The sequence below is a fragment of the Nonomuraea sp. LPB2021202275-12-8 genome, from assembly GCF_037044575.1.
In the GTDB taxonomy this organism is placed as follows: domain Bacteria; phylum Actinomycetota; class Actinomycetes; order Streptosporangiales; family Streptosporangiaceae; genus Nonomuraea.
This window is the reverse complement of sequence record NZ_JBAHWD010000028.1, coordinates 1-22,375: the sequence shown is the minus strand read 5'-3', so window position 1 is coordinate 22,375 and position 22,375 is coordinate 1. Positions and strand designations below refer to the sequence as shown.

General features: G+C 70.2%; 16 protein-coding genes. 8 read left to right on the top strand and 8 right to left on the bottom strand.

All coding sequences use genetic code 11. The features are described from left to right. Window positions 1–158 precede the first annotated feature (158 nt). Window positions 159–1,400, top strand: a complete 1,242-nt coding sequence (locus V5E28_RS35760) for a cytochrome P450 (RefSeq protein ID WP_336213655.1) — start codon at window positions 159–161, stop codon at window positions 1,398–1,400. A gap of 18 nt (window positions 1,401–1,418) precedes the next feature. Here the strand turns inward: V5E28_RS35760 and V5E28_RS35755 are convergent, their stop codons facing one another. Further along, window positions 1,419–3,230 carry a hypothetical protein gene (locus V5E28_RS35755; protein ID WP_336213653.1) on the bottom strand — a complete coding sequence of 604 codons (1,812 nt, stop codon included), beginning with the start codon at window positions 3,228–3,230 and terminating at the stop codon, window positions 1,419–1,421. Window positions 3,231–3,675: 445 nt separating this feature from the next. On the opposite strand from V5E28_RS35755, the gene leuS reads away from it, so the two are divergent. Beyond that, entirely contained in the window at window positions 3,676–6,129 is a 2,454-nt protein-coding gene (leuS, locus tag V5E28_RS35750; RefSeq protein WP_336213650.1) for a leucine--tRNA ligase, read from the top strand. A gap of 33 nt (window positions 6,130–6,162) precedes the next feature. Here the strand turns inward: leuS and V5E28_RS35745 are convergent, their stop codons facing one another. Further along, entirely contained in the window at window positions 6,163–7,131 is a 969-nt protein-coding gene (locus V5E28_RS35745) for a TIGR03557 family F420-dependent LLM class oxidoreductase (protein ID WP_336213649.1), read from the bottom strand. Window positions 7,132–7,181: 50 nt separating this feature from the next. Next, window positions 7,182–7,616 (bottom strand): hypothetical protein, encoded by a 435-nt coding sequence (locus tag V5E28_RS35740; RefSeq protein ID WP_336213648.1) that lies wholly within the window; start codon window positions 7,614–7,616, stop codon window positions 7,182–7,184. 177 nt (window positions 7,617–7,793) lie between these two features. Between V5E28_RS35740 and V5E28_RS35735 the strand changes: the two genes are divergently transcribed. Continuing rightward, the gene (locus tag V5E28_RS35735) at window positions 7,794–10,943 is read left to right on the top strand and encodes a S41 family peptidase (protein WP_336213647.1); all 3,150 of its coding nucleotides are present in this window, start codon (window positions 7,794–7,796) and stop codon (window positions 10,941–10,943) included. A 152-nt stretch (window positions 10,944–11,095) separates the two neighbouring features. Here V5E28_RS35735 and V5E28_RS35730 read toward each other — a convergent pair whose 3' ends face one another. The 4 genes from V5E28_RS35730 to lexA form a co-directional block, all read right to left on the bottom strand. Continuing rightward, window positions 11,096–11,776, bottom strand: a complete 681-nt coding sequence (locus V5E28_RS35730; protein WP_336213646.1) for an NPCBM/NEW2 domain-containing protein — start codon at window positions 11,774–11,776, stop codon at window positions 11,096–11,098. 42 nt (window positions 11,777–11,818) lie between these two features. Beyond that, a complete protein-coding gene (locus tag V5E28_RS35725) occupies window positions 11,819–12,931 on the bottom strand; it encodes a MalY/PatB family protein (RefSeq protein WP_336213644.1) in 1,113 nt (370 codons plus the stop codon). A gap of 238 nt (window positions 12,932–13,169) precedes the next feature. Further along, a complete protein-coding gene (locus V5E28_RS35720; protein WP_336213643.1) occupies window positions 13,170–13,577 on the bottom strand; it encodes a DoxX family protein in 408 nt (135 codons plus the stop codon). 322 nt (window positions 13,578–13,899) lie between these two features. Next, complete coding sequence (gene lexA, locus V5E28_RS35715; protein ID WP_336213642.1) at window positions 13,900–14,607, bottom strand: transcriptional repressor LexA; 708 nt, start codon at window positions 14,605–14,607, stop codon at window positions 13,900–13,902. A 1,380-nt stretch (window positions 14,608–15,987) separates the two neighbouring features. On the opposite strand from lexA, the gene V5E28_RS35710 reads away from it, so the two are divergent. From V5E28_RS35710 to V5E28_RS35690, 5 genes are all read left to right on the top strand, one after another. Beyond that, window positions 15,988–16,494, top strand: a complete 507-nt coding sequence (locus V5E28_RS35710; protein ID WP_336213639.1) for a LysM peptidoglycan-binding domain-containing protein — start codon at window positions 15,988–15,990, stop codon at window positions 16,492–16,494. A 341-nt stretch (window positions 16,495–16,835) separates the two neighbouring features. Continuing rightward, window positions 16,836–17,291 carry a transcriptional regulator NrdR gene (gene nrdR, locus V5E28_RS35705; RefSeq protein ID WP_336213637.1) on the top strand — a complete coding sequence of 152 codons (456 nt, stop codon included), beginning with the start codon at window positions 16,836–16,838 and terminating at the stop codon, window positions 17,289–17,291. Then, window positions 17,288–20,089, top strand: coding sequence for a vitamin B12-dependent ribonucleotide reductase (locus V5E28_RS35700; protein ID WP_336213636.1), 2,802 nt, complete (start codon window positions 17,288–17,290; stop codon window positions 20,087–20,089). The genes nrdR and V5E28_RS35700 overlap by 4 nt, the downstream gene beginning before the upstream one ends. Before the next feature lie 330 nt (window positions 20,090–20,419). Beyond that, the gene (locus V5E28_RS35695; protein ID WP_336213635.1) at window positions 20,420–20,701 is read left to right on the top strand and encodes a hypothetical protein; all 282 of its coding nucleotides are present in this window, start codon (window positions 20,420–20,422) and stop codon (window positions 20,699–20,701) included. Window positions 20,702–20,775: 74 nt separating this feature from the next. Beyond that, on the top strand, window positions 20,776–21,354 hold the full coding sequence (locus V5E28_RS35690; protein ID WP_336213633.1) for a hypothetical protein: 579 nt from the start codon (window positions 20,776–20,778) through the stop codon (window positions 21,352–21,354). Window positions 21,355–21,557: 203 nt separating this feature from the next. Here the strand turns inward: V5E28_RS35690 and V5E28_RS35685 are convergent, their stop codons facing one another. Further along, window positions 21,558–22,337, bottom strand: coding sequence for a maleylpyruvate isomerase family mycothiol-dependent enzyme (locus V5E28_RS35685; protein ID WP_336213631.1), 780 nt, complete (start codon window positions 22,335–22,337; stop codon window positions 21,558–21,560). Window positions 22,338–22,375: the final 38 nt, after the last annotated feature.

Below are 22,375 nucleotides of genomic sequence, written 5' to 3'. Positions count from 1 at the left end.
ACGGCCCGCCGGCGGATCGCTAGCGCAGGTAGAAGAACGTCATACGGCGAATCGTAGCGATCACCGAGGCCACCGCGCCACAGGTTTTCCGGCCCGCGTACGTACGGTGTACGTCGAAAGCATTGACGTATGCGCCCTCAGGCTCGAATGATGGCCTCATGAGCGTCGTTGACTTCGATCTGTCGGACCAGAACTTCTGGGCCAAGCCCATGGCCGAGCGCCGGCAGGCGTTCGACGTGCTGCGCGGGCTGGAGACACCGGCCTTCTTCGAGGAGATGGAGATCTCCATCGCGCCTCGGGGGCCGGGCTACTACGCCCTGGTCAGGCATGCCGACATCCTCGAAGCCAGCCGCACCCCGGACGTGTTCTGCTCCGGCGACGGCGGCGCGACGAACATCCCGGACATGCCCGCCGAGTTCACCGAATACTTCGGCTCCATGATCAACATGGACGATCCGCGGCACGCCCGCCTGCGGCGCATCGTCTCCCGGGCCTTCACGCCCAAGATGATCAAGCAGTTCGAAGCCGACGTGGAGAGCGCCGCCACGAGGATCGTCGACGATCTGCTGGCCAAGGGGCCCGGTTGCGACTTCGTCACCGAGGTCGCCGCCCGTCTGCCCCTGAAGATCATCTGCGACATGATGGGCATCCCGGAGCGCGACTACGGCTACGTCTTCGACCGCTCCAACATGATCCTCGGCGGCTTCGACCCCGAGTACACCGGTCCCGACCTCAACCAGATCGCCGAGCGCCTGCTCACCGCCGGCATGGAGCTCCAGCAGCTCGTCCAGGACCTGGCCGCCCACCGCGCCGAGCATCCCACCAACGACCTGACCTCGTCGCTGGTCAACGCCAACATCGACGGCGAGCGGCTGACCATGCAGGAGCTCGGGTCGTTCTTCATCCTGCTGGTCGTGGCGGGCAACGAGACCACCCGCAACGCCATCTCCTACGGCCTGCGCCTGCTCACCCGCAACCCCGACCAGCGGGCACTGTGGCTGAGCGACTTCGACGGCCACACCGCCACGGCGGTCGAGGAGATCGTCCGGCTCGCCTCGCCGGTCAACTACATGCGCCGCAAGGTCACCCGCGACCACGAGATGAACGGCCACCTCTACCGCAAGGGCCAGAAGGTGGTGCTGTACTACTGGGCGGCCAACCGCGACCCCGAGGTGTTCGCCGACCCCAACCGGTTCGACGTCACCCGCCACCCGAACCCGCACGTCGGGTTCGGCGGGCCGGGGCCGCACTTCTGCCTCGGCGCCCACCTGGCCCGCCGCGAGATCACGGTGATGTTCCGCGAGCTGCTGAGCCGCGTGCCGCAGATCGAGGGCGGCAGTCCCGACCGGCTCCACTCCAGCTTCATCAACGGCATCAAGCACATGGAGTGCACGTTCTGAGCCTGCCGGCCGGTCCCGTCAGCTGAGCTTGAGCTGCTTCACCACGGTGTTGACGTCCGGCAGCAGCGCCTTGCCCTCGGCGGGGATCGACATGTAGACGATCGCCGGCACGTCGCCGCCGGTGTTGACCGCGGCCGTGACGATGGTGGCCTTCTCGGTGGGGGAGGTCAGCGAGTAGGCGATGAGCCTGCCGGTGGCGTCGCCCACCTTGAGCGGCTGCTGGGCGATCTTGCGGACCTTGTTGCCGGCCGGGAAGAAGCGCTTGCGCGCGTCCACCACGACGGCCTTGATCACCGGCTCCAGGTCGTCGGCCGAGGTGAAGGAGGACGACAGCCTGGAGGGCAGCGGGCCGGTGAGGATCTGGCCGGCGGTGTCCGAGTCGATCAACGAGTACTGCCGGGTGTCGAAGCCGTAGGTGCCCTTGACCGTGAGCCGCTGGTCGAGCCGCCAGGTGCCGCCGAGGCGCGGGACGGTGATGCCCGCCGGGGCGTCCGGCACGGTGCCGATCACCGGCGCGGCCTTGCCCCGGTACGTCGGCAGGCGGCCGAGCGAGGTCGTCGGCTTCTTCGTGGCCGGGGCGGACGTCGTGGCCTTGGCGTCCGGGATGTTCGACTTCGGTTCCTCGCCTGCCAGCGGGCCCGCGAGGAACGCCCACAGCACGGCGGCGACCAGCGCGATGGCCACCGAACCGGCCAGCGCGTAGATCCAGATGGGCTTGCCCGGCTCGTCCAGCGACTCCGGCTCGCCCATCTCCTGGTAGTTGTCGCCGAAGACGGTGTTCCAGAGCTCCTGCTGGCGCTCGGGCGGCGGGGTGCGCGAGCCGCTGATCTGGCCCGCCGTGACGAAGGGGCGGTCCGGGTCGGAGGGGTCGCGGCTCAGGTTGTGACCGGGCCTGGCGTGGCCGGGCTGGTGCTCCCCGGGCGGGCCGCCGTCCGGTGCGGGCCGCTCGTCCACCCGGCCGTCCGGCTGGACGCCCGGCTGGGCGTACATCATGGTGCGATCGTCGGCGGGAGCGCCCTGACCGCGCGGTACGGCGCGCTCGTCGAGCGGGGTCGCGGCCTGGTGGCGCGGCGCGCGCCCGTCGGGTGGTGGTGCGGTCTGGTTGTACGGCGCGGGACCGTCGAGGGGCGAGGCGCCCTGGTCGTACGGCGCGGCGCGGTCGTGCGCCGGGGCCGGCGCGGGGTTGTACGCGGCGCCGGGGGCGCTCACGGGGGCCTGCTGCGGCCAGGGGGCGGGGGAGGAGAGGTTGGCCCAGGCGCCGGGAGGCGGTGTGGCCGGAATCTCCGCCCAGGCGGGGACGGGGTCCTGCACGGGCGTCTCCGGCCATGCGCCCTGCGCGGGCCGGCCGCCCTGGGCCGGCTGCGCCGTCTCGGGCCATGAGGGCTGGGCGGGGTGCGAGGGGTCGGGCCGGCCGCCCCGGTTGGGCTGCGGCGTCTCGGGCCAGGAGGGCGGGACCGCCTGTGAGGCGTCGGGCCAGGAGGGCTGGGGAGCCGGTGCCGTCTCGGGCCAGGAAGGCTGAGAGGGGTGGGCGGTCTCGGGCCAGGAGGGCTGGGGGGCCTGCGCGGTGTCGGGCCAGGAGGGCTGGGGGGCCTGTGTGGCGTCGGGCCAGGAAGGCTGGGCCGGCTGTGCGGTCTGGGGCCAGGAAGTGGGCACGTCGTCGCGGGCCGGCTCCGCCCAGGACGGCTCGGGCTGCGGGCCCGCGGCAGACTGGGGCCAGGACGCCGGGACGTCGCGCTGCGGGGGCTCCGGCCACGAGGTGGGGGCTTCCCGCTGGGGCGCCTCGGGCCAGGACGGTGGCAGGTGCGGTGCTCCGGAATTCTCCGTTGCCATTGCTGCCGGCCCTCCCGAGGTTTTGTCCGGATTAGACGTATCGTGCATGATCTCATGGGATCTTCCAGGAGATCCGCCCGGTTCCGCAGGGAAACGGGCGAAGCCGTGCGGATCGGTCGGCGGATCCTGCATAGGCAGGTCGGCCTCCGAGCGTACGGGCTCAGCTGGATGCACCACGGCGACGACAGTATTCTAAAGGGACATATGAGGTCACAACGGATAGATCACCATCAGGTCTCACCAGACCTGAAGAGTCCATTGTGCCCCCGTACCTCGATCGACTGCCTGCATTCTCCTGAAGACGTGCGCTAGGCTTGACCTATGCGTTCCGCGACCCTGCTTCTTAGCGGGCCGCGACGGCTCTGAAGTCTCGCCGTCGCGGCTACCCCTCGTTGCACACGAGGGGTTTTCTTATGGGTCCGAGTCAATCAGAAGGACAACCGCCGTGAGTGAGTACGACCCGCAGGCGCTGCAGGCCAAGTGGCAGCAGCGATGGGAGGAGCTGGATCCGTTCCGGGCGAGCGAGGACGCCGCCGACACCCGGGAGCGGCGCTACATGTGCGACATGTTCCCCTATCCCTCCGGTGACCTCCACATGGGCCACGGCGAGGTGTTCGCGATCGCCGACGTCGTCGCCCGCTACTGGTTCCAGCGCGGCTACAACGTGCTGCACCCGATCGGCTGGGACTCCTTCGGCCTGCCCGCAGAGAACGCCGCCATCAAGCGCAACGCGCATCCCGCCGAGTGGACCTACGCCAACATCGAGACGCAGGCCAACTCCTTCAAGCGCTACGGGATCTCCTTCGACTGGTCGCGCCGCCTGCACACCAGCGACCCCGACTACTACCGGTGGAACCAGTGGCTGTTCAACCGGTTCTTCGAGCGCGGCCTGGCCTACCGCAAGGGCGGACTGGTCAACTGGTGCCCCAACGACCAGACGGTGCTGGCCAACGAGCAGGTCGTGGCCGGCAAGTGCGAGCGCTGTGGCGCCGACGTGATCAGGCGCGAGCTGACGCAGTGGTATTTCAAGATCACTGACTACGCGCAGCGGCTGCTGGACGACATGGACCAGCTGGAGGGCGGCTGGCCCGAGCGCGTGATGACCATGCAGCGCAACTGGATCGGCCGCTCCGAGGGCGCCGACGTGCTGTTCGAGATCGAGGGCCGCGACGAGCCGGTCCACGTCTACACCACGCGCCCCGACACCCTGTTCGGCGCCACCTTCTTCGTGGTCGCGGTCGACGCGGCGCTGGCCGACGAGATCGTCACCGACGAACAGCGCCCGGCGTTCGAGGCCTACCGCGCCGAGGTCGCCAAGCTGAGCGACATCGAGCGGCTGTCCACCGACAAGGACAAGAGCGGCGTCTTCCTGGGCCGCTACGCGATCAACCCGGTCAACGGCGAGCGGATCCCGGTCTGGGCCGCCGACTACGTGCTGTCCGACTACGGCCACGGCGCCATCATGGCCGTGCCCGCCCACGACCAGCGCGACCTGGACTTCGCGATGAAGTTCAAGCTGCCGGTGAAGGTCGTCGTGCACACCGGCCTGGCCGACCCCGGCGAGACCGGCGTCGCCACCCCCGGCGAGGGCAGGCTGGTCAACTCCGGCCCGCTGGACGGCCTGACCAAGACCGAGGCCATCGCCAAGATCATCGAGGTCCTGGAGGTCGACGGCAGGGGAGAGGGCACGGTCAACTTCCGGCTGCGCGACTGGCTGCTGTCCAGGCAGCGGTTCTGGGGCACGCCGATCCCGATCATCCACTGCCCCGACTGCGGCGAGGTGCCCGTCCCCGACGAGCAGCTGCCCGTCACGCTGCCCGACCTGCGCGGCGAGGCCCTGTCGCCCAAGGGCGTCTCCCCGCTGGCCAGCGCCACCGAGTGGGTCAACGTCGAGTGCCCCAAGTGCGGCGGCGCCGCCAGGCGCGACACCGACACGATGGACACCTTCGTCGACTCGTCCTGGTACTTCCTGCGTTACTGCTCGCCCGGCTACACCGAGGGCCCGTTCGACGTCGAGCAGGTCCGCAAGTGGGGTCCGATCGACCAGTACGTCGGCGGCGTCGAGCACGCGGTGCTGCACCTGCTGTATTCGCGGTTCTTCACCAAGGTGCTGCACGACATGGGCATGGTGAGCTTCACCGAGCCGTTCCTGCGGCTGCTCAACCAGGGGCAGGTGATCAACGGCGGCAAGGCCATGTCGAAGTCCCTGGGCAACGGCGTGGACCTGGGCCAGCAGATCGACGACTTCGGAGTCGACGCGGTGCGCCTGACCATGGTGTTCGCCGGGCCGCCCGAGGACGACATCGACTGGGCCGACCTGTCTCCGGCGGCGTCGCAGAAGTTCCTGGCCCGCGCCTTCCGCGTCATGGACGAGGTGGCGAGCCCGCCCGGCGTCTCCTTCGACGGCGGCGACCTCGAGCTGCGCAAGTTCACGCATCGCACCATCGACGAGGTCACCAGGCTGGTCGAGTCCCACCGCTTCAACGTCGCGGTGGCGCGACTGATGGAGCTGACGTCGGCCGCCCGCAAGGCGATCGACTCCGGCCCCGGCGCCGCCGACCCGGCGGTGCGCGAGGCGGCGGAGGCGCTGGCCGTCATGCTGTCGCTGGTCGCCCCCTACACCGCCGAAGAGGGCTGGGAGCGCCTGGGGCACACGGGCGGCACGGTGGCGAAGGCCGGCTGGCCGGTCGCCGACCCGGCGCTGCTGGTGCAGGAGTCGGTCACCTGTGTCGTGCAGGTGGCGGGCAAGGTGCGCGACCGGCTGGAGGTCTCGCCCGACATCTCCGAGGACGAGCTGAGGGCGCTGGCCCTGGCCTCGGAGAAGGTACAGGGCCACCTGCGAGGCGAGCCCCGCAACGTGATCGTGCGCGCCCCCAAGCTGGTCAACATCGTCCCCTGACCGCCGGGCCGGATCCCCCGCGCCGCGCCGCCGTCACAGGCGGCGCAGCGCGGGCAGCAGTTTCTCCTGCGCCCAGCCGAAGAACGGCTCCTGCTGGTCGGCGCCGATCTGCACCAGCGCGACGTGCGTGAAACCGGCCTCGACGTACTTCCTGGCCGCCTCCACGACCGCGTCCACGTCGTCGCCGCACGGCACGCTCCGCGCGACGTCCTCGGGCCGGACCGTGCCGGCGGCGGCCGCGAAGTTCACCGGCGCGGGCAGCTCGGCCATGACCTTCCAGCCGCCCACGGCGGACCAGCGCCACAGGCGGTGGGCACGCTCCTTGGCGGCTTCGGCGTCGGTGTCGTAGGAGACGGGGAGCTGGCCGTACACCGGCTTGCCCTCGCCGCCGTCGGCCCTGAACTGCCGCACCACCTCCGGCATCGGCTCGTTGATCACGAGGATGTCCCCGTACTCGGCGGCGAGCCGCGCCGACGCGCCACCGGAGGCGGCGATCGCGATCGGGACGGGCGTGTCCGGCAGGTCGTACAGCTTGGCGGAGTCGACGTCGTAGAACTCACCCTGGAAGGTGACGTAGTCGCCGCTGAAGAGCTCTTTGATGATCTGGATGGCCTCGCGGAACATGCGGTGCCGGGTGTCGGCGGGCGGCCAGCCCTCGCCGATCACGTGCTCGTTCAGATTCTCGCCCGCGCCGAGGCCCAGCGTGAAGCGGCTCTGGCTCAGCTCCGCCATGGTGGCGGCCTTCTGTGCCACCACCACGGGGTGATAGCGCATGATCGGGCAGGTCACGTACGTCATCAGCGGCAGGCGCTCGGTGGCCTGCGCGGCGGCGCCCAGCACCGACCAGGCGTACGGTGAGTGGCCCATCTCCTCGAGCCACGGGAAGTAGTGGTCGGAGATGACGGCGTAGTCGAAGCCGGTCCGCTCGGCCATGGCGGCGAAGTCCACGAGCTGGCGAGCAGGAGTCTGCTCGCACATCAAGGTGTACCCGAATTCTGCCATGCTGTCCGAACTACCCGCTTATGTCCGGATTAGCTGTCGGCAAGCGGAGATCAATACTGGTCGGCCTCCCGGTCGGCGAGTTCCTCCAGCACCAGGCCGAGACCGATGGCCAGCAGCCAGATGTCCTTGACCAGCGGGATGCCCTGCGGGGTGGGCCGGAGGCTGCCCTCCCGGCGCAGGCCGGGCGTCCTGAGATAGAGCCCGACCAGTCCTCCGGCGAACCCGGTGAGCGCGGCCCCGGCCAGCAGTGAGGGCACCACGGGGAGCAGCAGGGCGGTGCCGAGCGCGATCTCGGCCCGCGACAGCAACCGGGTGAACTGCTGCGGGTCCAGCTTGCCGAGGAAGGGATAGGCGGTGGTGGCCATGCCGTGCACTCCCGCGGCGGCCGCCTCGTCGGCGTTGACCTTGCCCATGCCGGAGTTCAGGATGACGGCGCCGGCCGCCAGGCGGCCGGGCAGCTGGTGCGCGCGGGTGAACAGTTTCATGAATGCCTCACATCTACACGAAGCGGACGCGAGACACCTTCCCTGGCTCTCTGTCGCGTATCCCGTCCGTGACGGGTCTTGACGGAGACTTCACAGCCGCCCGACGGCGTCCCCTCCAGCGGGGAGGACGGAAAATAATTTCAACCCAATGATGTGCCGCCCATTAGGGTTCAGTCTGTGACAACTGGCGCTTACCTGAGATACCCCCATCTACACGTTGACCTGGTCACCTTCGTCGCAGACGACGATGTCTGGCTCGCACCTCTGGACGGCGGCCGGGCGTGGCGATTCACCGCCGACCGGACCCCCGTCTCGACCCCGAGATTCTCCCCGGACGGCAGCCGCATCGCCTGGACCAGTACCCGCGAAGGCGCTCCCGAGGTGTTCGCCGCCGAGCTCGAAGGGGGGCAGAGCGAGCGGCTGACCCACTGGGGCGCCGCGACGACCCAGGCGCGCGGCTGGAGTGCCGCCGGACAGGTGCGCGCCATCAGCGCCACCGGTCAGGGCGGGCGCATCAGGACCTGGGCCCACGAGATCCCGCTCGACGGAGGCCCCGCCGTCCGCCTGCCGTACGGATGGGTGAGCGACGTCTCCACCAGCGGCGATCGGGTGGTCACCGTGTCGCCGATGTGGCGCGAGCCGAGCAGCTGGAAGCGTTACCGGGGTGGCACCGCGGGCAAGATCTGGGTCGACGCCGAAGGGTCCGGCGAGTTCACCCGCCTGTTCGCCGACAGCGCCGCTCAGCACTGGGCGGCCATGTGGGTGGGCGACAGGATCGCCTTCCTCGCCGACACCGACGGCGTCGGCAACCTCTACTCGAGCCTGCCCGACGGCTCCGACCTGCGTAAGCACAGCGCCCACGAGGAGTTCTACGCCCGCCACGCCACCACCGACGGCGAGCGGATCATCTACAGCCACGCCGGCGACCTGTGGCTGCTGGAGAGCCTGGACGCCGAGCCGCGCCCGCTGGACGTCAGACTCGGCGGACCCCGCCCGTCCCGCGCCCGGCGTCCCGCGCCCGCCCGCGTCGGCTCGTTCTCGCCCGACGCGACCGGACGCGCCAGCGCCGTAGAGATTCGCGGCACCGCCCACTGGCTCACCCACCGCGACGGCCCCGCCGGCGCGCTGCGCGTCCTGCCCGGAGTCCGGGTACGGCTGCCGCGCGCGCTCGACGCCGAGGGCCGTGCCATCTGGGTGTCCGACGCCACCGGCGAGGACGGCCTGGAGATCGGCACCCCCGGCGGAGAGGTCCGCACGCTGGCCGCCGGTGAGCTCGGCCGCGTCCTCGCCCTGGCCGCCTCGCCCGACGGCAAGCACGCCGCCGTCGCCACCCACGACGGCCGGCTGCTCGCCGTCGACCTGGAGAGCGGGCAGCTCAGAGAGCTCGACCGGACCGCGCACGGCGACATCAGCGGGCTGACCTTCTCACCCGACTCCGCCTGGCTGGCCTGGGTGCACCCGCACGAGGAACCCCTGTCGCAGATCAAGATCGGCCGCATCGACGGCACCTCGTCGATCGACGTGACCCCGCTGCGCTTCTCCGACTCCAACCCCGTCTTCACCAAGGACGGCAAGCACCTGGCGTTCCTGTCGGTCCGGACGTTCGACCCGGTGTACGACGCGCACGTGTTCGACCTGTCCTTCCCCGCCGGCTGCCGGCCGTACATCGTCCCCCTGCGCGCCACCACCGCCTCCCCGTTCGACCCGAGCCTGCAGGGGCGCGGCTTCAACGGAGAGGACGACCACCCGCCGGCGGACGAGAAGAAGAAGGACGACACGCCGCCGCGCACCGAGGTCGACCCCGAAGGGCTCCCGTCCCGAGTGGTGCCGGTCCCGGTGCCCGCCGCGAACTACAGCAACCTGCGCACCGCCAAGGACGCGCTGGTCTGGCTGCGTCACCCGCTCACCGGCCGGCTCGGCGACGGTACGGAACCCGCCGGCGAGATCATCCTGGAGCGCTACGACCTCAAGAAGCGCGCCAAGTCCGAGCTCGGCAAGGAGTTCAAGGCCTTCGAGGTCAGCGGCGACGGCACCCGGCTGGTCGTCAACGGCAAGAACGGCCTGCAGACCCGCGCCGCCGGCGAAGGCGACGAGGTCGTCACCATCGACCTCGACCGGGTCGCCGTCCAGCTCGACCCCGTCGCCGAGTGGCGGCAGGGCTACCTCGAAGCCGGGCGGCTCATGCGCGACCACTACTGGCGCGAGGACATGAACGGCGTCGACTGGCAGAGCGTGATCGACCGCTACGCGCCGCTGGTCGAGCGCATCGGCGCCTACTCCGAGCTGATCGACCTGCTCTGGGAGGTGCAGGGCGAGCTCGGCACCTCCCACGCCTACGCCATCGCAGGCGGCTCGCCCGTGGACCCGCGCCGCCGCCAGGGACTGCTCGGCGCCGACCTCGCCCGCGACCCCGACGGGGTGTGGCGCGTCGAGCGCATCCTGCCGGGCGAGACCTCCGACCACGACGCCCGCTCACCGCTGCTCGCCCCGGGTGTCGCCGTGCGTCCCGGTGACGCCATCACCGCGGTGAACGGCCGCCCCGTCGAGGCCGAGCGCGGCCTCCTCCCGCTGCTGGCGGGCACGGCCAACCAGCCCGTCGAGCTGACCGTACGGCCTTCGACGGGCGGCGACCCGCGCAGGGTCGTGGTCACGCCCATCGCCGACGAGACCCCGCTGCGCTACCACGACTGGGTCGAGGGCCGCCGCGCCCACGTCAGGCAGGCGTCCGGAGGCAGGCTGGGCTACCTGCACGTGCCCGACATGGTGGCCTCCGGCTGGGCCCAGTTCCATCGCGACCTGCGTACGGAGATGGCCTTCGAGGGGCTGGTCGTGGACGTGCGCGAGAACAGCGGCGGGCACATCTCCGAGCTGGTGCTGGAGAAGCTGTCGCGGCGGGTCACCGGCTGGATCCGGATCCGCGGCTACGAGCCGATGCGCTACCCCGGCGACTCGCCGCGAGGCCCCATCGTCGCCGTCACCGACGAGTTCGCCGGCTCTGACGGCGACATCGTCAGCGCAGGCATCAAGAACCGATCCATCGGCCCCCTCGTAGGCGTGCGCACCTGGGGCGGCGTGATCGGCATCGACTCCCGCTACTCCCTCGTCGACGGCACCGTCGTCACCCAGCCGCGCTACTCCTTCTGGCTGGAGGGACACGGCTGGGGCGTCGAGAACCACGGCGTCGACCCGGACATCGAGGTGGTCATGGCCCCGCAGGACCGCGTCGCGGGGCGGGACCCGCAGTTGGACAGGGCGATCGAGCTCGCCCTGGCCGCCCTGGAAGAGCGCCCGGCGGCCAGCCCGCCCGATCTGCCGCCGCTCTCCTAACCGGAAGGCCTCCATACGACGACCCGTCCGGCGAGTTCGTAGCCGACCCGTACGGAGGCCCGTCCAGCGGCGCGGTGGCGACCAGGAAAGGTTCGTCGAGCGGTTCGAGCGGTGATTCGGACGGGAGGATTGCCGCGCAAGATCTCCGGCCGTCACGAGACGCGAGGGTCGCCCCACACCGCGACGCTGCGGAGGCACGCCTCCGCCTCCACCCTGAGGATGATCTGGGAGGCCCCGCCGAGTCGCACGTCGAGGGAGGCCGGGCGATCGGCCTGGGCCGCCACCGAACCGGCCTCCTCATCGTCGCCCGCACGGCCGTCCTTGTCGCTGTCGGCGAACACCGTGAACGTCACCGTGTCCTCCGTGTTCGCGGCATCCGTCACGGCGACGACGGACTGGAAGCGCTGATAGTCGCGGTCCAGTCTGAACAGGGTGGTGGACGAGCCTTCCCCGCAGCCCGTGGTGAAACCGAGGCTGCGCTTGTGCACCTGGTCGCCCACGCGCCGGGAGCCCTTGATCGGCGCGGAGCCGGTAGAGGACAGGTCCGCCAGGTAGTGCCCGCCGCCCGCCGCCGCGGGCCGGCTCGGGTCCGGCGACGCCTCAGCCGTCACGGTCACGGTGGCGGCCGCCGTGACGGTGACCGTGGCCGTCGCGATGGGAGCGGACGTGCTCGCCGCCTGGCTGGCGCCCTGATCCTTGCCGGCCAGGAAGGTCATGACCGCCACCACCACGCCCGCCAGCGCGGTGATCACGGCAGCCAGAATCTGCCCGTTTCTGGCCTCTCTCGCCGCTCTGACCGCCGGATCGGCCCCGTCGCGCTGATGCGTCGCCATTCCATCCTCGCCGGGGGGAGACTGGGTGGAGGAACACGGCGATCATAGCGTCGCGGCGGCGATCCTCCGCAGGACCTCTGCCAAGACGGGCTCGCTGGTGGCGAAGTTGAGCCGCACGTGCGTCTCGCCACCGGGTCCGAAGAAGGCGCCGTCGCTGAGCAGCACCTTCGCCTCCCGCTCCAGGGCCTCCGCCACGCCGGGACGGCCGTAGTCGAGCCACGCCAGGTAGGTGGCCTGCGGGATCCGGTACGTGACGCCGGCGGGCAGGCGGGCGGCGATCGCGTGGCGGTTGCGGTCGAGCAGTGCCCGGGTCTCCTCCAGCCAGGCGTCGCCGTGCCGCCAGGCCGCGACCGTCGCCTCCACCCCGAACACGTGCGCGGAGCCGAACAGGAAGGGCGGCTGCGCGTCGAGCGCCTCGCGCACCCCGGACGCGCCGAGGTGTGCGACCGAGCAGCGGACGCCGCCCAGGTTGAACGCCTTGGTCGCCGAGGTCAGGGTGACGGTGCGGTCCGGGAGGATGGTCGCGAACGGGATGTGGCGGTGCGGTTCGTACACCAGGTCGGCGTGGATCTCGTCGGCGATGACCATCAGGTCGTGCCGCTCCGCGTGCTCGGCCAGCTCCTCCAGCTCCTCGCGGCTGAAGACTCTGCCGGTGGGATTGTGCGGGTTGACCAGGAGCAGCACCTTGCACCCGGACAGGTCGGGCACCTCGAACCGCCACGAGTCCCCGTCAGGCCGCAGCTGGATGGACCGCAGCGGCCGGTCCATCGACTCAAGCGTGCTGAGGAAGGGATGGTAGGCCGGAGTGTGCAGGGCCACCGCGTCGCCCGGGCTGGTCCAGACGTGGAGCAGCACCTGAAGTGCCTGGTTGATGTCGGAGTAGGAGCGCACCAGCCGGGGGTCCGGGCTCCAGCCGTACCTGGTGGCCATCCGCTCGGCGAACGCCTCCGCCAGCGGGCCGCTCGCCGGGTCGTCGAACCACACGGGATAGCCGAGGTCGCCGTCGGCCCGCCGGTGCAGCGCCTCGATCACCGCCGGGGCGGTGGGCAGGTCCATGTCGGCGACCCAGGCAGGAATGACACCTGGGCCGGCTTTCGCCCACTTGAGTCCATCGTTGGTCGTCTTCATGGTTTCGCCTACGAATGCGTCGCTCACGTGAGCATTCTAGAAATGAGGGACAAGTCCACCCACGCTGGTGTGTCCCATCCCGCGACACACCAGCGTCAGGCAGTCACCGCCGGTTCGCCGGTGGCATCAGGCTGTCACCGTGGGGTCGTCTGCGGGTGTCGGGCGGTCACCGTGGGGTCGCTGGTGGGTGTCGGGCGGTCACCCCAGGGTTGCCCGGCGGTGTCAGGTGTCAGGCGTCACCCTAGGTTCGCCGGTGGATGTCCGGTCACCGGCGGGTGACGAGCGCCCACAGCCGGACGATGCTGTCCCTGCGCCCCCAGGCGATGATCGCGCTCACGACGAGCAGGGCCAGCGGCATGACCACGCTCCCGCCGGACACGAACGCCTCGGTCACCACCGCACCGGCCATCAGACCGGCGAACGCCATCCCGGCGAGCCCCGCGAGCACCGGGACGAACAGTGCCACGGCTCCGGCCACCTCAAGAGCACCTATCAGGGTGCGGAACCAGTCGCCCCAGCCGATCGCCTCGAAGGTGGAGGCGGCCGGTTCGGCGCCGGCGAACTTACCGGCGGCCGCAATCAGGAACCAGGCGGCGGCGACTACTTGAAGCACCCAGAGAGCAATGTTCCCGGCGCGGCTCTTGCGGCGATCTTTCGCTTCGATGAGTGTCATGCCCACGACGCTACGGATCATCGTCACCAGGAGGAATCACGCTAGCTACCCGGTGATGGTGTACGTAGATGCACTCCCAAGCCCTTACGCGCCGAGGTACCTCACGCCCAGAACGCCGGGACGCATCGTCGCACGTCGGCGCGCGACGGCACGGCCGAAGCGGACGCGCCGCGTGGCAGGGCAAGCTGCCTGGCAGGGCAAGCTGCCTGGCAGGGCAAGCTGCGGTGCGGCCATCAAGACCACACCGCTTTACCTGCCCGTGCTGGTCACCCGTGCCGGATCGATGCCCGTGCTGGGCACCCGTGCTGAATGCCTGCGGGTGTCAGAGGCGGCGGAGGACTGCCACGACCTTGCCCAGGACGCTGGCCTCGTCGCCGGGGATCGGCTCGTAGTTGGCGTTGTGCGGCACCAGCCAGACGTGACCGTCCTTGCGCTTGAAGGTCTTGACCGTGGCCTCACCCTCGATCATGGCGGCCACGATGTCGCCGCTCTCCGCGACGGGCTGCTGGCGGACCACGACCCAGTCGCCGTCGGCGATGGCGGCGTCGATCATCGAGTCACCGGCGACCTGCAGGAGGAACAGCGTGCCTTCACCGACGAGCTGCTTGGGGAGGGCGAAGACGTCCTCCACGCTCTCCTCGGCCAAGATCGGTCCACCGGCGGCGATGCGGCCGACCAGCGGGACATAGGCGGCGGTGGGCCTGCTGACCGGGGCCTCGTCCTCGCTCGCGTCGGGATCGACCCAGAGCACCGGCTCACCCGGCAGGCGAACCTCCAGAGCACGCGGGCGGTGCGGGTCACGCCTCAGATAGCCCTTGCGCTGCAAGGCGGTCAACTGGTGCGACACGCTGGACGTGCTCGTCAACTGCACGGCCTCGCCGATTTCACGCATGGAGGGCGGATAGCCGCGCTGCTGAACGGAGTCGCGGATCACCTCGAGGATCTTGCGCTGCCTGGGGGTCAGCCCCAGGGAGTCACGTCGGCGCACCGCGAGGTCAGTGACCCCGTTTGCGTCATCCCGCTCGCTCATGCTCTGCCTCCTCGCCCGGCGGGCCGCCTCACCGGCGAGCCTCCCGGTCCGTGGTCTTGATGTCGCACACAGCGACCGTATCGCTGTTGAAGATCATCTTCAAACAATTGTTCGAGTCTTCCTCGAATTTGCTTGCAGCGTGGTGTACAACATCGTACGGGAGTTCGATCGACATCGTGTTCGATTTGCCGATCTTTATGTGGCCGTTTCTCCGGCCACGACGGCGGGAGGTCAATCGTGCGAGCGACCACAATCACAGACCCGACCAGCGACGACGTCAAGCGGCTCACTCTCGTGGCGGAGGCTGTCCAGGGGAGGGGCGGCCCGGCGGACACCTCGGATCACGACCCCGCGCAGTCCCGCACGGACGGCACTCGCGACGGTTCGGCGACGGATCCGGGTTCCGAGGGCGGGCGGGTACGAGGTGGCGGTCCTGATGGTGGTGTCTTCGACGGCGGCGTTCGCCGGGATGACACTCCCGCGAGTGGGGTCGCGGGGACGGGCGGCGAGCTGCCCGCTGCTGACGGCCGTCAGGACGTTCCCACGGCAGCCCGACGTGAGGCGTCCGGGGATGGTGGCGAAAGTGGCGGGCGTATGGACGTGTCCGAGAGTCTCCAGGGTGTGGATGGTCCTGAACACCAGGGTGTGGACCATCTCGACGGCACCGCGGGTGAGATCGGTGCTCCGCGGTCGAGGGGTGACGTCGGCGCCGAGGACGCCGATGCTCCTGAGGTGAGGGCGGAGCCTCGGGAGGCGATGGAGCGGAATGGCCCTGGAGGGCGTCCGTCCCGCGCCGGGCGAGCTCCCCGCGCGGCCTCCGCGGGTAGGCCGCGGTTGTGGCTCGTGCCTCCACCCCGCCTGGACCAGGACACGCCCGCCCCGCCGTCAAAGGCACGGCGTGCGCGCGGTGACGAGCGGGCGAGTGTGCGTCCGGGTCGTGATGACGAGCGGGCCAGAATGCGGGATGCGCGGCCCGGTGAGCGGGCGAGCGGGCGGGCCGTGCGCGGTGATGAGCGGGCGAGGAGGCGGGCTCCGCGCGGTGATGAGCGGGCCAGGGGACAGGCTGCGGCTGACGATGAGCGGGCGGGGGCACGACCGGTGCGTAGGGGATGGGCAGGGGCGCGGGCGGCGCGTGATGAGGTCCGGGCCGCTGTGCCACCGACTCGCGGCGGTGCGCGGGTGGATGACGGGCCGTACGACCAGATGGCGCAGGACACGCCTCCGGAGCGTGGCCGGACAGAGGTCGGGCGGGGCGGTGAGCCGGCGAGTTCCGGCGAGGCGCGGCGCTCTGGTGTGAGTTCTCGCCGGACGCGAGCGCCTCGGCGGGCTTCTGGTGAGAGCGGCGGCCTCTCCTCGGAGGCAGGCGCCTCTCGGGGTGGCATGGCCGTCCATGACTCGCGCGGCGGCCGGCGTCCGGGGCGTGGCGGCCGCTCGCGTCGCGGCGGGACGGCGATCCGGTCGCGCGGCGACGAGGCCCTTTCCGGCCGGGGAGGGCGCGCTCCCAAGGGCGGCCCCGCGGGCGGCCCCAACGACGGCGCGGTCCTGGTCGACGCTCCGAGGCCGCCCAAGCCTCCGGTGCGCCTGACCCGCCGTGGCCGCGCCGTACTCGTCATGGGCATGGCCCTGCTCTCGCTCGGCGGGTTCTGGCTCGGGACGCGGGCGGCGAGTCACGCGTCCGCGGAGGCCGTCACGCCGGCCGGCGCGCGCCTGCCGTGGGTGGAGGTCCACAAGGGGGACACCATCTGGACGATCGCCGACGCCATGGCCGGCCCGGGCGACGACCCGGCGGTCGTCGCGACCGAGATCCAGCGGCTCAACGGTCTCAGCGGCTCCCTGGTGCGGACCGGCGCTCGCCTCTACGTGCCACCCGGTCTCGCCACGCCTTAACAGGCGGGAAAATGAGTGACCGGCGCGGACGGTCGAGCCTGCTGTGAGCGCGGTTCACCGGCGTGGCGCGCAGCAACGAAGGTGACGCGCGAGGCGACACGCCCGGGAAGAAATTCGAGGCCGGGGCTGATCAGCGACTTCCACGCGAACGCGCCCCTTCAACTTGCGTTCATGGTCGCACCCTCCTACGGTTGGACCACAACATCTAGTAGTTACACCGATGTAGTTCACCACACCTTGTGTTTCTGTGACCGCACCATGGCAAGCCGTGGCGCGTGCGAGAGCGTACGGTGACGCGGGTTTCGCGCCGGTGGTGACCCCGGTTCGGAGGAGGCGTAAGCGTGCACTGTCCGTTCTGCCGCCACCCTGACACCAGGGTCATCGACAGCCGTTCCACCGAGGACGGCGCGGCGATCAGGCGTCGGCGGACGTGTCCCGACTGCGGTCGCCGGTTCACCACGCAGGAGACCGTACTGCTCATGGTGAGCAAGCGCAGCGGAGTGACGGAGCCATTCTCGCGGGAGAAGGTCGTCGCGGGCGTGCGGCGGGCCTGTCAGGGCAGGCCGGTCAGCGAGGACTCCCTGGCACAGCTCGGCCAGAGCGTCGAGGAGGCCATCCGGGCCAGGGGCGCGGCAGAGATCGCCTCCAACGAGGTGGGGCTGGCGATCCTCGGGCCGCTGCGCGAGCTGGACGAGGTGGCTTATTTGCGGTTCGCATCGGTATATCGCGGTTTCGAAAGCCTGGCGGACTTCGAGGCCGAGATCGAACAGTTGAAGGCGGAGAAGGGGGAGTCATGACGGAGACGTCCAGCGGTTCAGTGGCGCGCGGAGGCAAGCGTCCCCGCAAGGGCCTGAAGATGAAGCGGATCTTCACCAAGCCCGGCGTGCACCCGTATGACGACATCACGTGGGAGCGCCGCGACGTCGTCATGACCAACTGGCGCGACGGCTCGATCAACTTCGAACAGCGGGGCGTCGAGTTCCCAGAGTTCTGGTCGGTCAACGCGGCCAACATCGTGACCACCAAGTACTTCCGCGGCGCCGTGGGCACGCCGCAGCGTGAGTGGAGCCTGAAGCAGCTCGTCGACCGCGTCGTCGGCGTCTACACCAGGACCGGCATCGAGCACGGCTACTTCGCCTCCGACGAGGACGCCGAGATCTTCGACCACGAGCTGAAGCACGCCCTGGTCCACCAGGTGTTCGCCTTCAACTCGCCGGTCTGGTTCAACGTGGGCACCCAGTCGCCGCAGCAGGTGTCGGCGTGCTTCATCCTGGCCGTGGACGACCAGATGGAGTCGATCCTGGAGTGGTACAAGGAAGAGGGTGTGATCTTCAAGGGCGGCTCGGGCTCGGGGGTCAACCTCTCCCGCATCCGCTCCTCCAAGGAACTGCTCTCCAGCGGCGGTACGGCCAGCGGCCCGGTGTCGTTCATGCGCGGCGCGGACGCGAGCGCGGGCACCATCAAGTCCGGCGGCGCCACCCGCAGGGCGGCCAAGATGGTCGTGCTCGACGTGGACCACCCGGACATCGAGGAGTTCATCGAGACGAAGGCGCGCGAGGAGGACAAGGTTCGCGCGCTCCGCGACGCCGGGTTCGACATGGACCTGGGCGGCAAGGACATCGTCTCGGTCCAGTACCAGAACGCGAACAACTCGGTGCGCGTCTCCGACGAGTTCATGCGCGCCGTCGGGAAGGGCGACAAGTTCGGCCTGCGTGCCCGCCTGACCGGCGAGGTGATCGAGACCGTCGACGCGCGGGACCTGTTCCGCAAGATGGCGAAGGCGGCGTGGGAGTGCGCCGACCCGGGCGTGCAGTACGACGACACGATCAACGACTGGCACACCACCCCCGAGACCGGGCGCATCACCGCGAGCAACCCGTGCAGCGAGTACGTCCACCTGGACAACTCCTCCTGCAACCTGGCCAGCATCAACCTGCTGAAGTTCCTGAGGGACGACGACTCCTTCGACGTCGCGAACTTCGTCAAGCTGACCGAGCTGATCATCACGGCGATGGACATCTCCATCACCTTCGCCGACTTCCCGACCGAGAAGATCGGCGAGACCACCCGCGCCTACCGGCAGCTCGGCATCGGCTACGCCAACCTGGGCGCGCTGCTCATGGCCACCGGCCACGCCTACGACTCCGACGGCGGCCGGGCGGTGGCCGGGGCGATCACGTCGCTGATGACGGGTGTGTCCTACCGCCGCAGCGCCGAGCTGGCCGGCGTGGTCGGGCCGTACGACGGTTACGCCCGCAACGCCGAGCCGCACAAGCGGATCATGCGCAAGCACGCCGCCGCCAACGACGACCTGCGCACCATCGGCTCGATGGACATCAAACTCCACGCCGAGGCGTCCCGTCAGTGGTCGGAGTGCCTGCGGCTGGGCGAGAAGCACGGCTACCGCAACGCGCAGGCCTCGCTGCTCGCGCCCACCGGCACCATCGGCCTGATGATGGACTGCGACACCACCGGCATCGAGCCCGACCTGGCGCTGGTCAAGTTCAAGAAGCTCGTGGGCGGCGGGTCCATGCAGATCGTCAACCAGACGATCCCGCGCGCGCTGCGGCAGCTCGGCTACCAGGAGGAGCAGGTCGAGGCCATCGTCGAGTACATCGCCGAGCACGGCCACGTCGTCGACGCCCCCAGCCTGCGGCCCGAGCACTACGAGGTGTTCGACTGCGCGATGGGCGAGCGCGCCATCGCGCCCATGGGCCACGTGCGGATGATGGCCGCCACGCAGCCGTTCCTGTCGGGCGCCATCTCCAAGACGGTCAACCTGCCCGAGTCGGCCACCATCGACGACATCGAGCAGGTCTACCTGGAGGGCTGGAAGCTCGGGCTCAAGGCGCTGGCGGTCTACCGCGACAACTGCAAGGTGGGCCAGCCGCTGTCGGCCGGGGGCAGCAAGAAGGAAGAGGCCAAGGCCACCGAGCCCGAGGTCAAGGTGATCGAGGTCAACCGGCCGACCCGGCGCCGGATGCCCAACCAGCGGCCCAGCACGACGACCCGGTTCACCGTGGGCGGCGCCAAGGGCTACATGACGGCCTCCTCCTACCCTGACGACGGCCTCGGCGAGGTCTTCCTCAAGATGTCCAAGCAGGGTTCGACGCTGGCGGGCGTCATGGACGCCTTCTCCGTGGCGATCTCGATCGGCCTGCAGTACGGAGTGCCGCTCGAGACGTACATGAGCAAGTTCGTCAACATGCGCTTCGAGCCCGCCGGGATGACTGACGACCCGGACATCCGGATGGCCACCTCGGTGATGGACTACATCTTCCGCCGCCTGGCGCTGGACCACCTGCCCTACGACGAGCGGGCGGCGCTGGGCATCTTCTCGGCGACGGAGCGGGCCGCGCAGCAGCGCGGGGAGGACCCGGCGGCGCTGCAGGAGACGGTCGACCGCGAGGCGCTGGCCCAGTCGGCGCCGATCGAGGAGAAGCCCAAGCCGGAGCCGGTCAAGGAGCTGACGCTCGAGAGCCACCAGCGCTTCACGGCCGACGCGCCGCTGTGCATGACGTGCGGCACCAAGATGCGGCCGGCGGGCAGCTGCTACGTCTGCGAGGGCTGCGGCTCGACCAGCGGCTGCAGCTGAAAACGGGCCCTCATCGATTGAAAGTCAGCAGGTCAGAGGCCTGGCGCCCGGCGAGATCCAGCACCAGGCCTTTCCTGTCACCGATCCATGCATCTAATGCAACTCTCGGCGGGCGGGGAAGTGGCCTGTTAGGCACCCGAAGGTGATCCCTTCCCTCGCACGGGGGAAGGGATCACCGGCGTTTCACACCTTTGGGGGATCCTGTCCGATCGACGACTCCGGAAGACTCGACGGCGTCAAGATCGGTCGGCTCAGGAGGTTCGGGTTCAGGTGACACAAGGTTCGGCGGGGGTTCCCGCCGCGATGAGTATGAGTGCGCGATGGAGCGCGGTGCGCAGGCTCGCTGGCTACGCCGCGGCTCTCAGCATGTCGCTCTACCTGGCAGTCAAGCTCGTCTGGGTCGCCGCGGCCTTGCTCGGGCACGGTCCGGACGACTACGGCACCGCCGACTGGGTGCTGCTGAACGCCGTCACAGTGGTGATGGCGGTGACCGGGATCGCGCTGGGGCTGGCGCTTGCCCAACGATGGGGCCGTCGGCTGCCCGCCGTACCGGTGATCTTCTTTTCCTGGGTGGGTGCGGGCTTCCTGTCCCGATGCTTCCCTACACGGTGATCAGTGGTGTCCTCGGCGCACTAGGGATCGACCTGGGTGGAGGCGACGGCTCCGCATCGGCTCCGCGAGGGGAGATGGTCTTCCTCACCATCGGCTTCGCCGGAATGGCCGTGGGGCTGGCCGTGGCCTTGCCGATCTACCTGAGGGAGAGATGGCCGCGGGCCTTCCGCGGCCACGTCGGGGACGGCTCTGCCCGCTCATCGACGCTGGTCACGGTGGCGATGGCCGTGGCCGCCGGGCTGGGCCTGCTCTGGTTCTACTGGGCGCTGGGCGGGACGCTGGGTCTCGACCCGGCTCACCGCGACCACTGGGATCTCAACGGGCGGCTGCTGAACGCCAGTTCGGGACTGTGGGTCCTGCTCGGAGCCTGGAGCATCTGGGCGATCACGCGCCGTCGGCCTGTCCGGCTTCGGCGGTGGATCCCGATGACGCTGGCTTTCGGGGCTTCAGGCTCGCTGTTCGCGTGGAGCTGTTGGAAGCTGCCGATGGTGATTCTGCGGCCCGGAGGTTTCGCGACCGCCGAATACACGATGGTCGCAGTCGTTCAGCACGCTTTGAGCATCGGCGTGGGCCTGGGTTTCATGGCCGTCGTCCTGCGGGTCGTCCGGAGGGAAGGCGCTGCGCCGCTGGGGAATACCGCAGCTCTCGAATAAGTACGCTGCCCCAGTAACACCTGAGGGTGTGACCGCCCCGAAGCGGGGAGCCGCAATGAGGCTCCCCGCTTCGCCGTCTCGCTTGCTACCGTCTCGGCTGTGAATGAGGAGCGATCAGCCGGCCCCCGAGGCTTCAGGTAGCCCGTCAGGAGATGCCTGGCGGGGGCGACGCCACAGCCGGTGGCCGCCTCGCCGCACCCGGTTCACAGGGGCGGGACCAGTGTGAAGTAGCGGTCGAGCATCGCCTTGTCACCCTGTACGTCGAGCCGATCCGCAGGGATCCGTCCCCAGAGCCACAGCATCAGGTCCGAGGCCGTGCCCGAGAGCTCGACGTCCGGGGCCTGCGTCGCGAGGCGCACGTCCGGGCCGTCGAAGCGGACCGTCCAGGCGCCGGGGCCGTCGGTGCGGCGGAAGCCGTAGGTCTCGCCCGCCCCGGCGGGCGCCCCCAGCCTGGCTCGGCGGGCGGGGGCCATGATCTCGAAGGTCTGGGCGACGGCGTCGGCGGCCAGCTCGGCGTCGACCGGCCGGACCTCGCCCGACGCGCCCTGGGCGTCCCAGCGGTGCACGGCCGCCTCGATGGTCTGCATGCGCAGCCAGAAGCCGACGGTCTGCTCTTCGGACCAGGTCCACACCGGCTCGGCGGGGTCTCGATCGCGGAAGCGCGCCTCCAGGGCGGTCGCTCCCCGAGCGAACCAGTCGATCAGGGTGGCGGGCATCGGCTCGGCCGCCGGGGTGGAGGCGCCGGGGGCGGGCCAGCCGTCGCGGTCGTCGGGCAGGCCGAGATCGGCGGGGTCCGGGGGCGCGGGAGGTTCGGTGCGCCGATCGTCGATCAGCTTGGTCAGGAACCGGTGGACGCCACCGAGGTGAAGCACCAGGTCGGACATGGCCCAGCCGGGACACGACGGGACCAGGCGGGACGCGCCCGCGCGGGCGGCGGTCTCGAAACCCTCGATCTCACGGTGAAAGTGCGACAAGAGGTCCATGGTGCGACTATGCCATCAAGTCGAAGGCAGGGGACCGT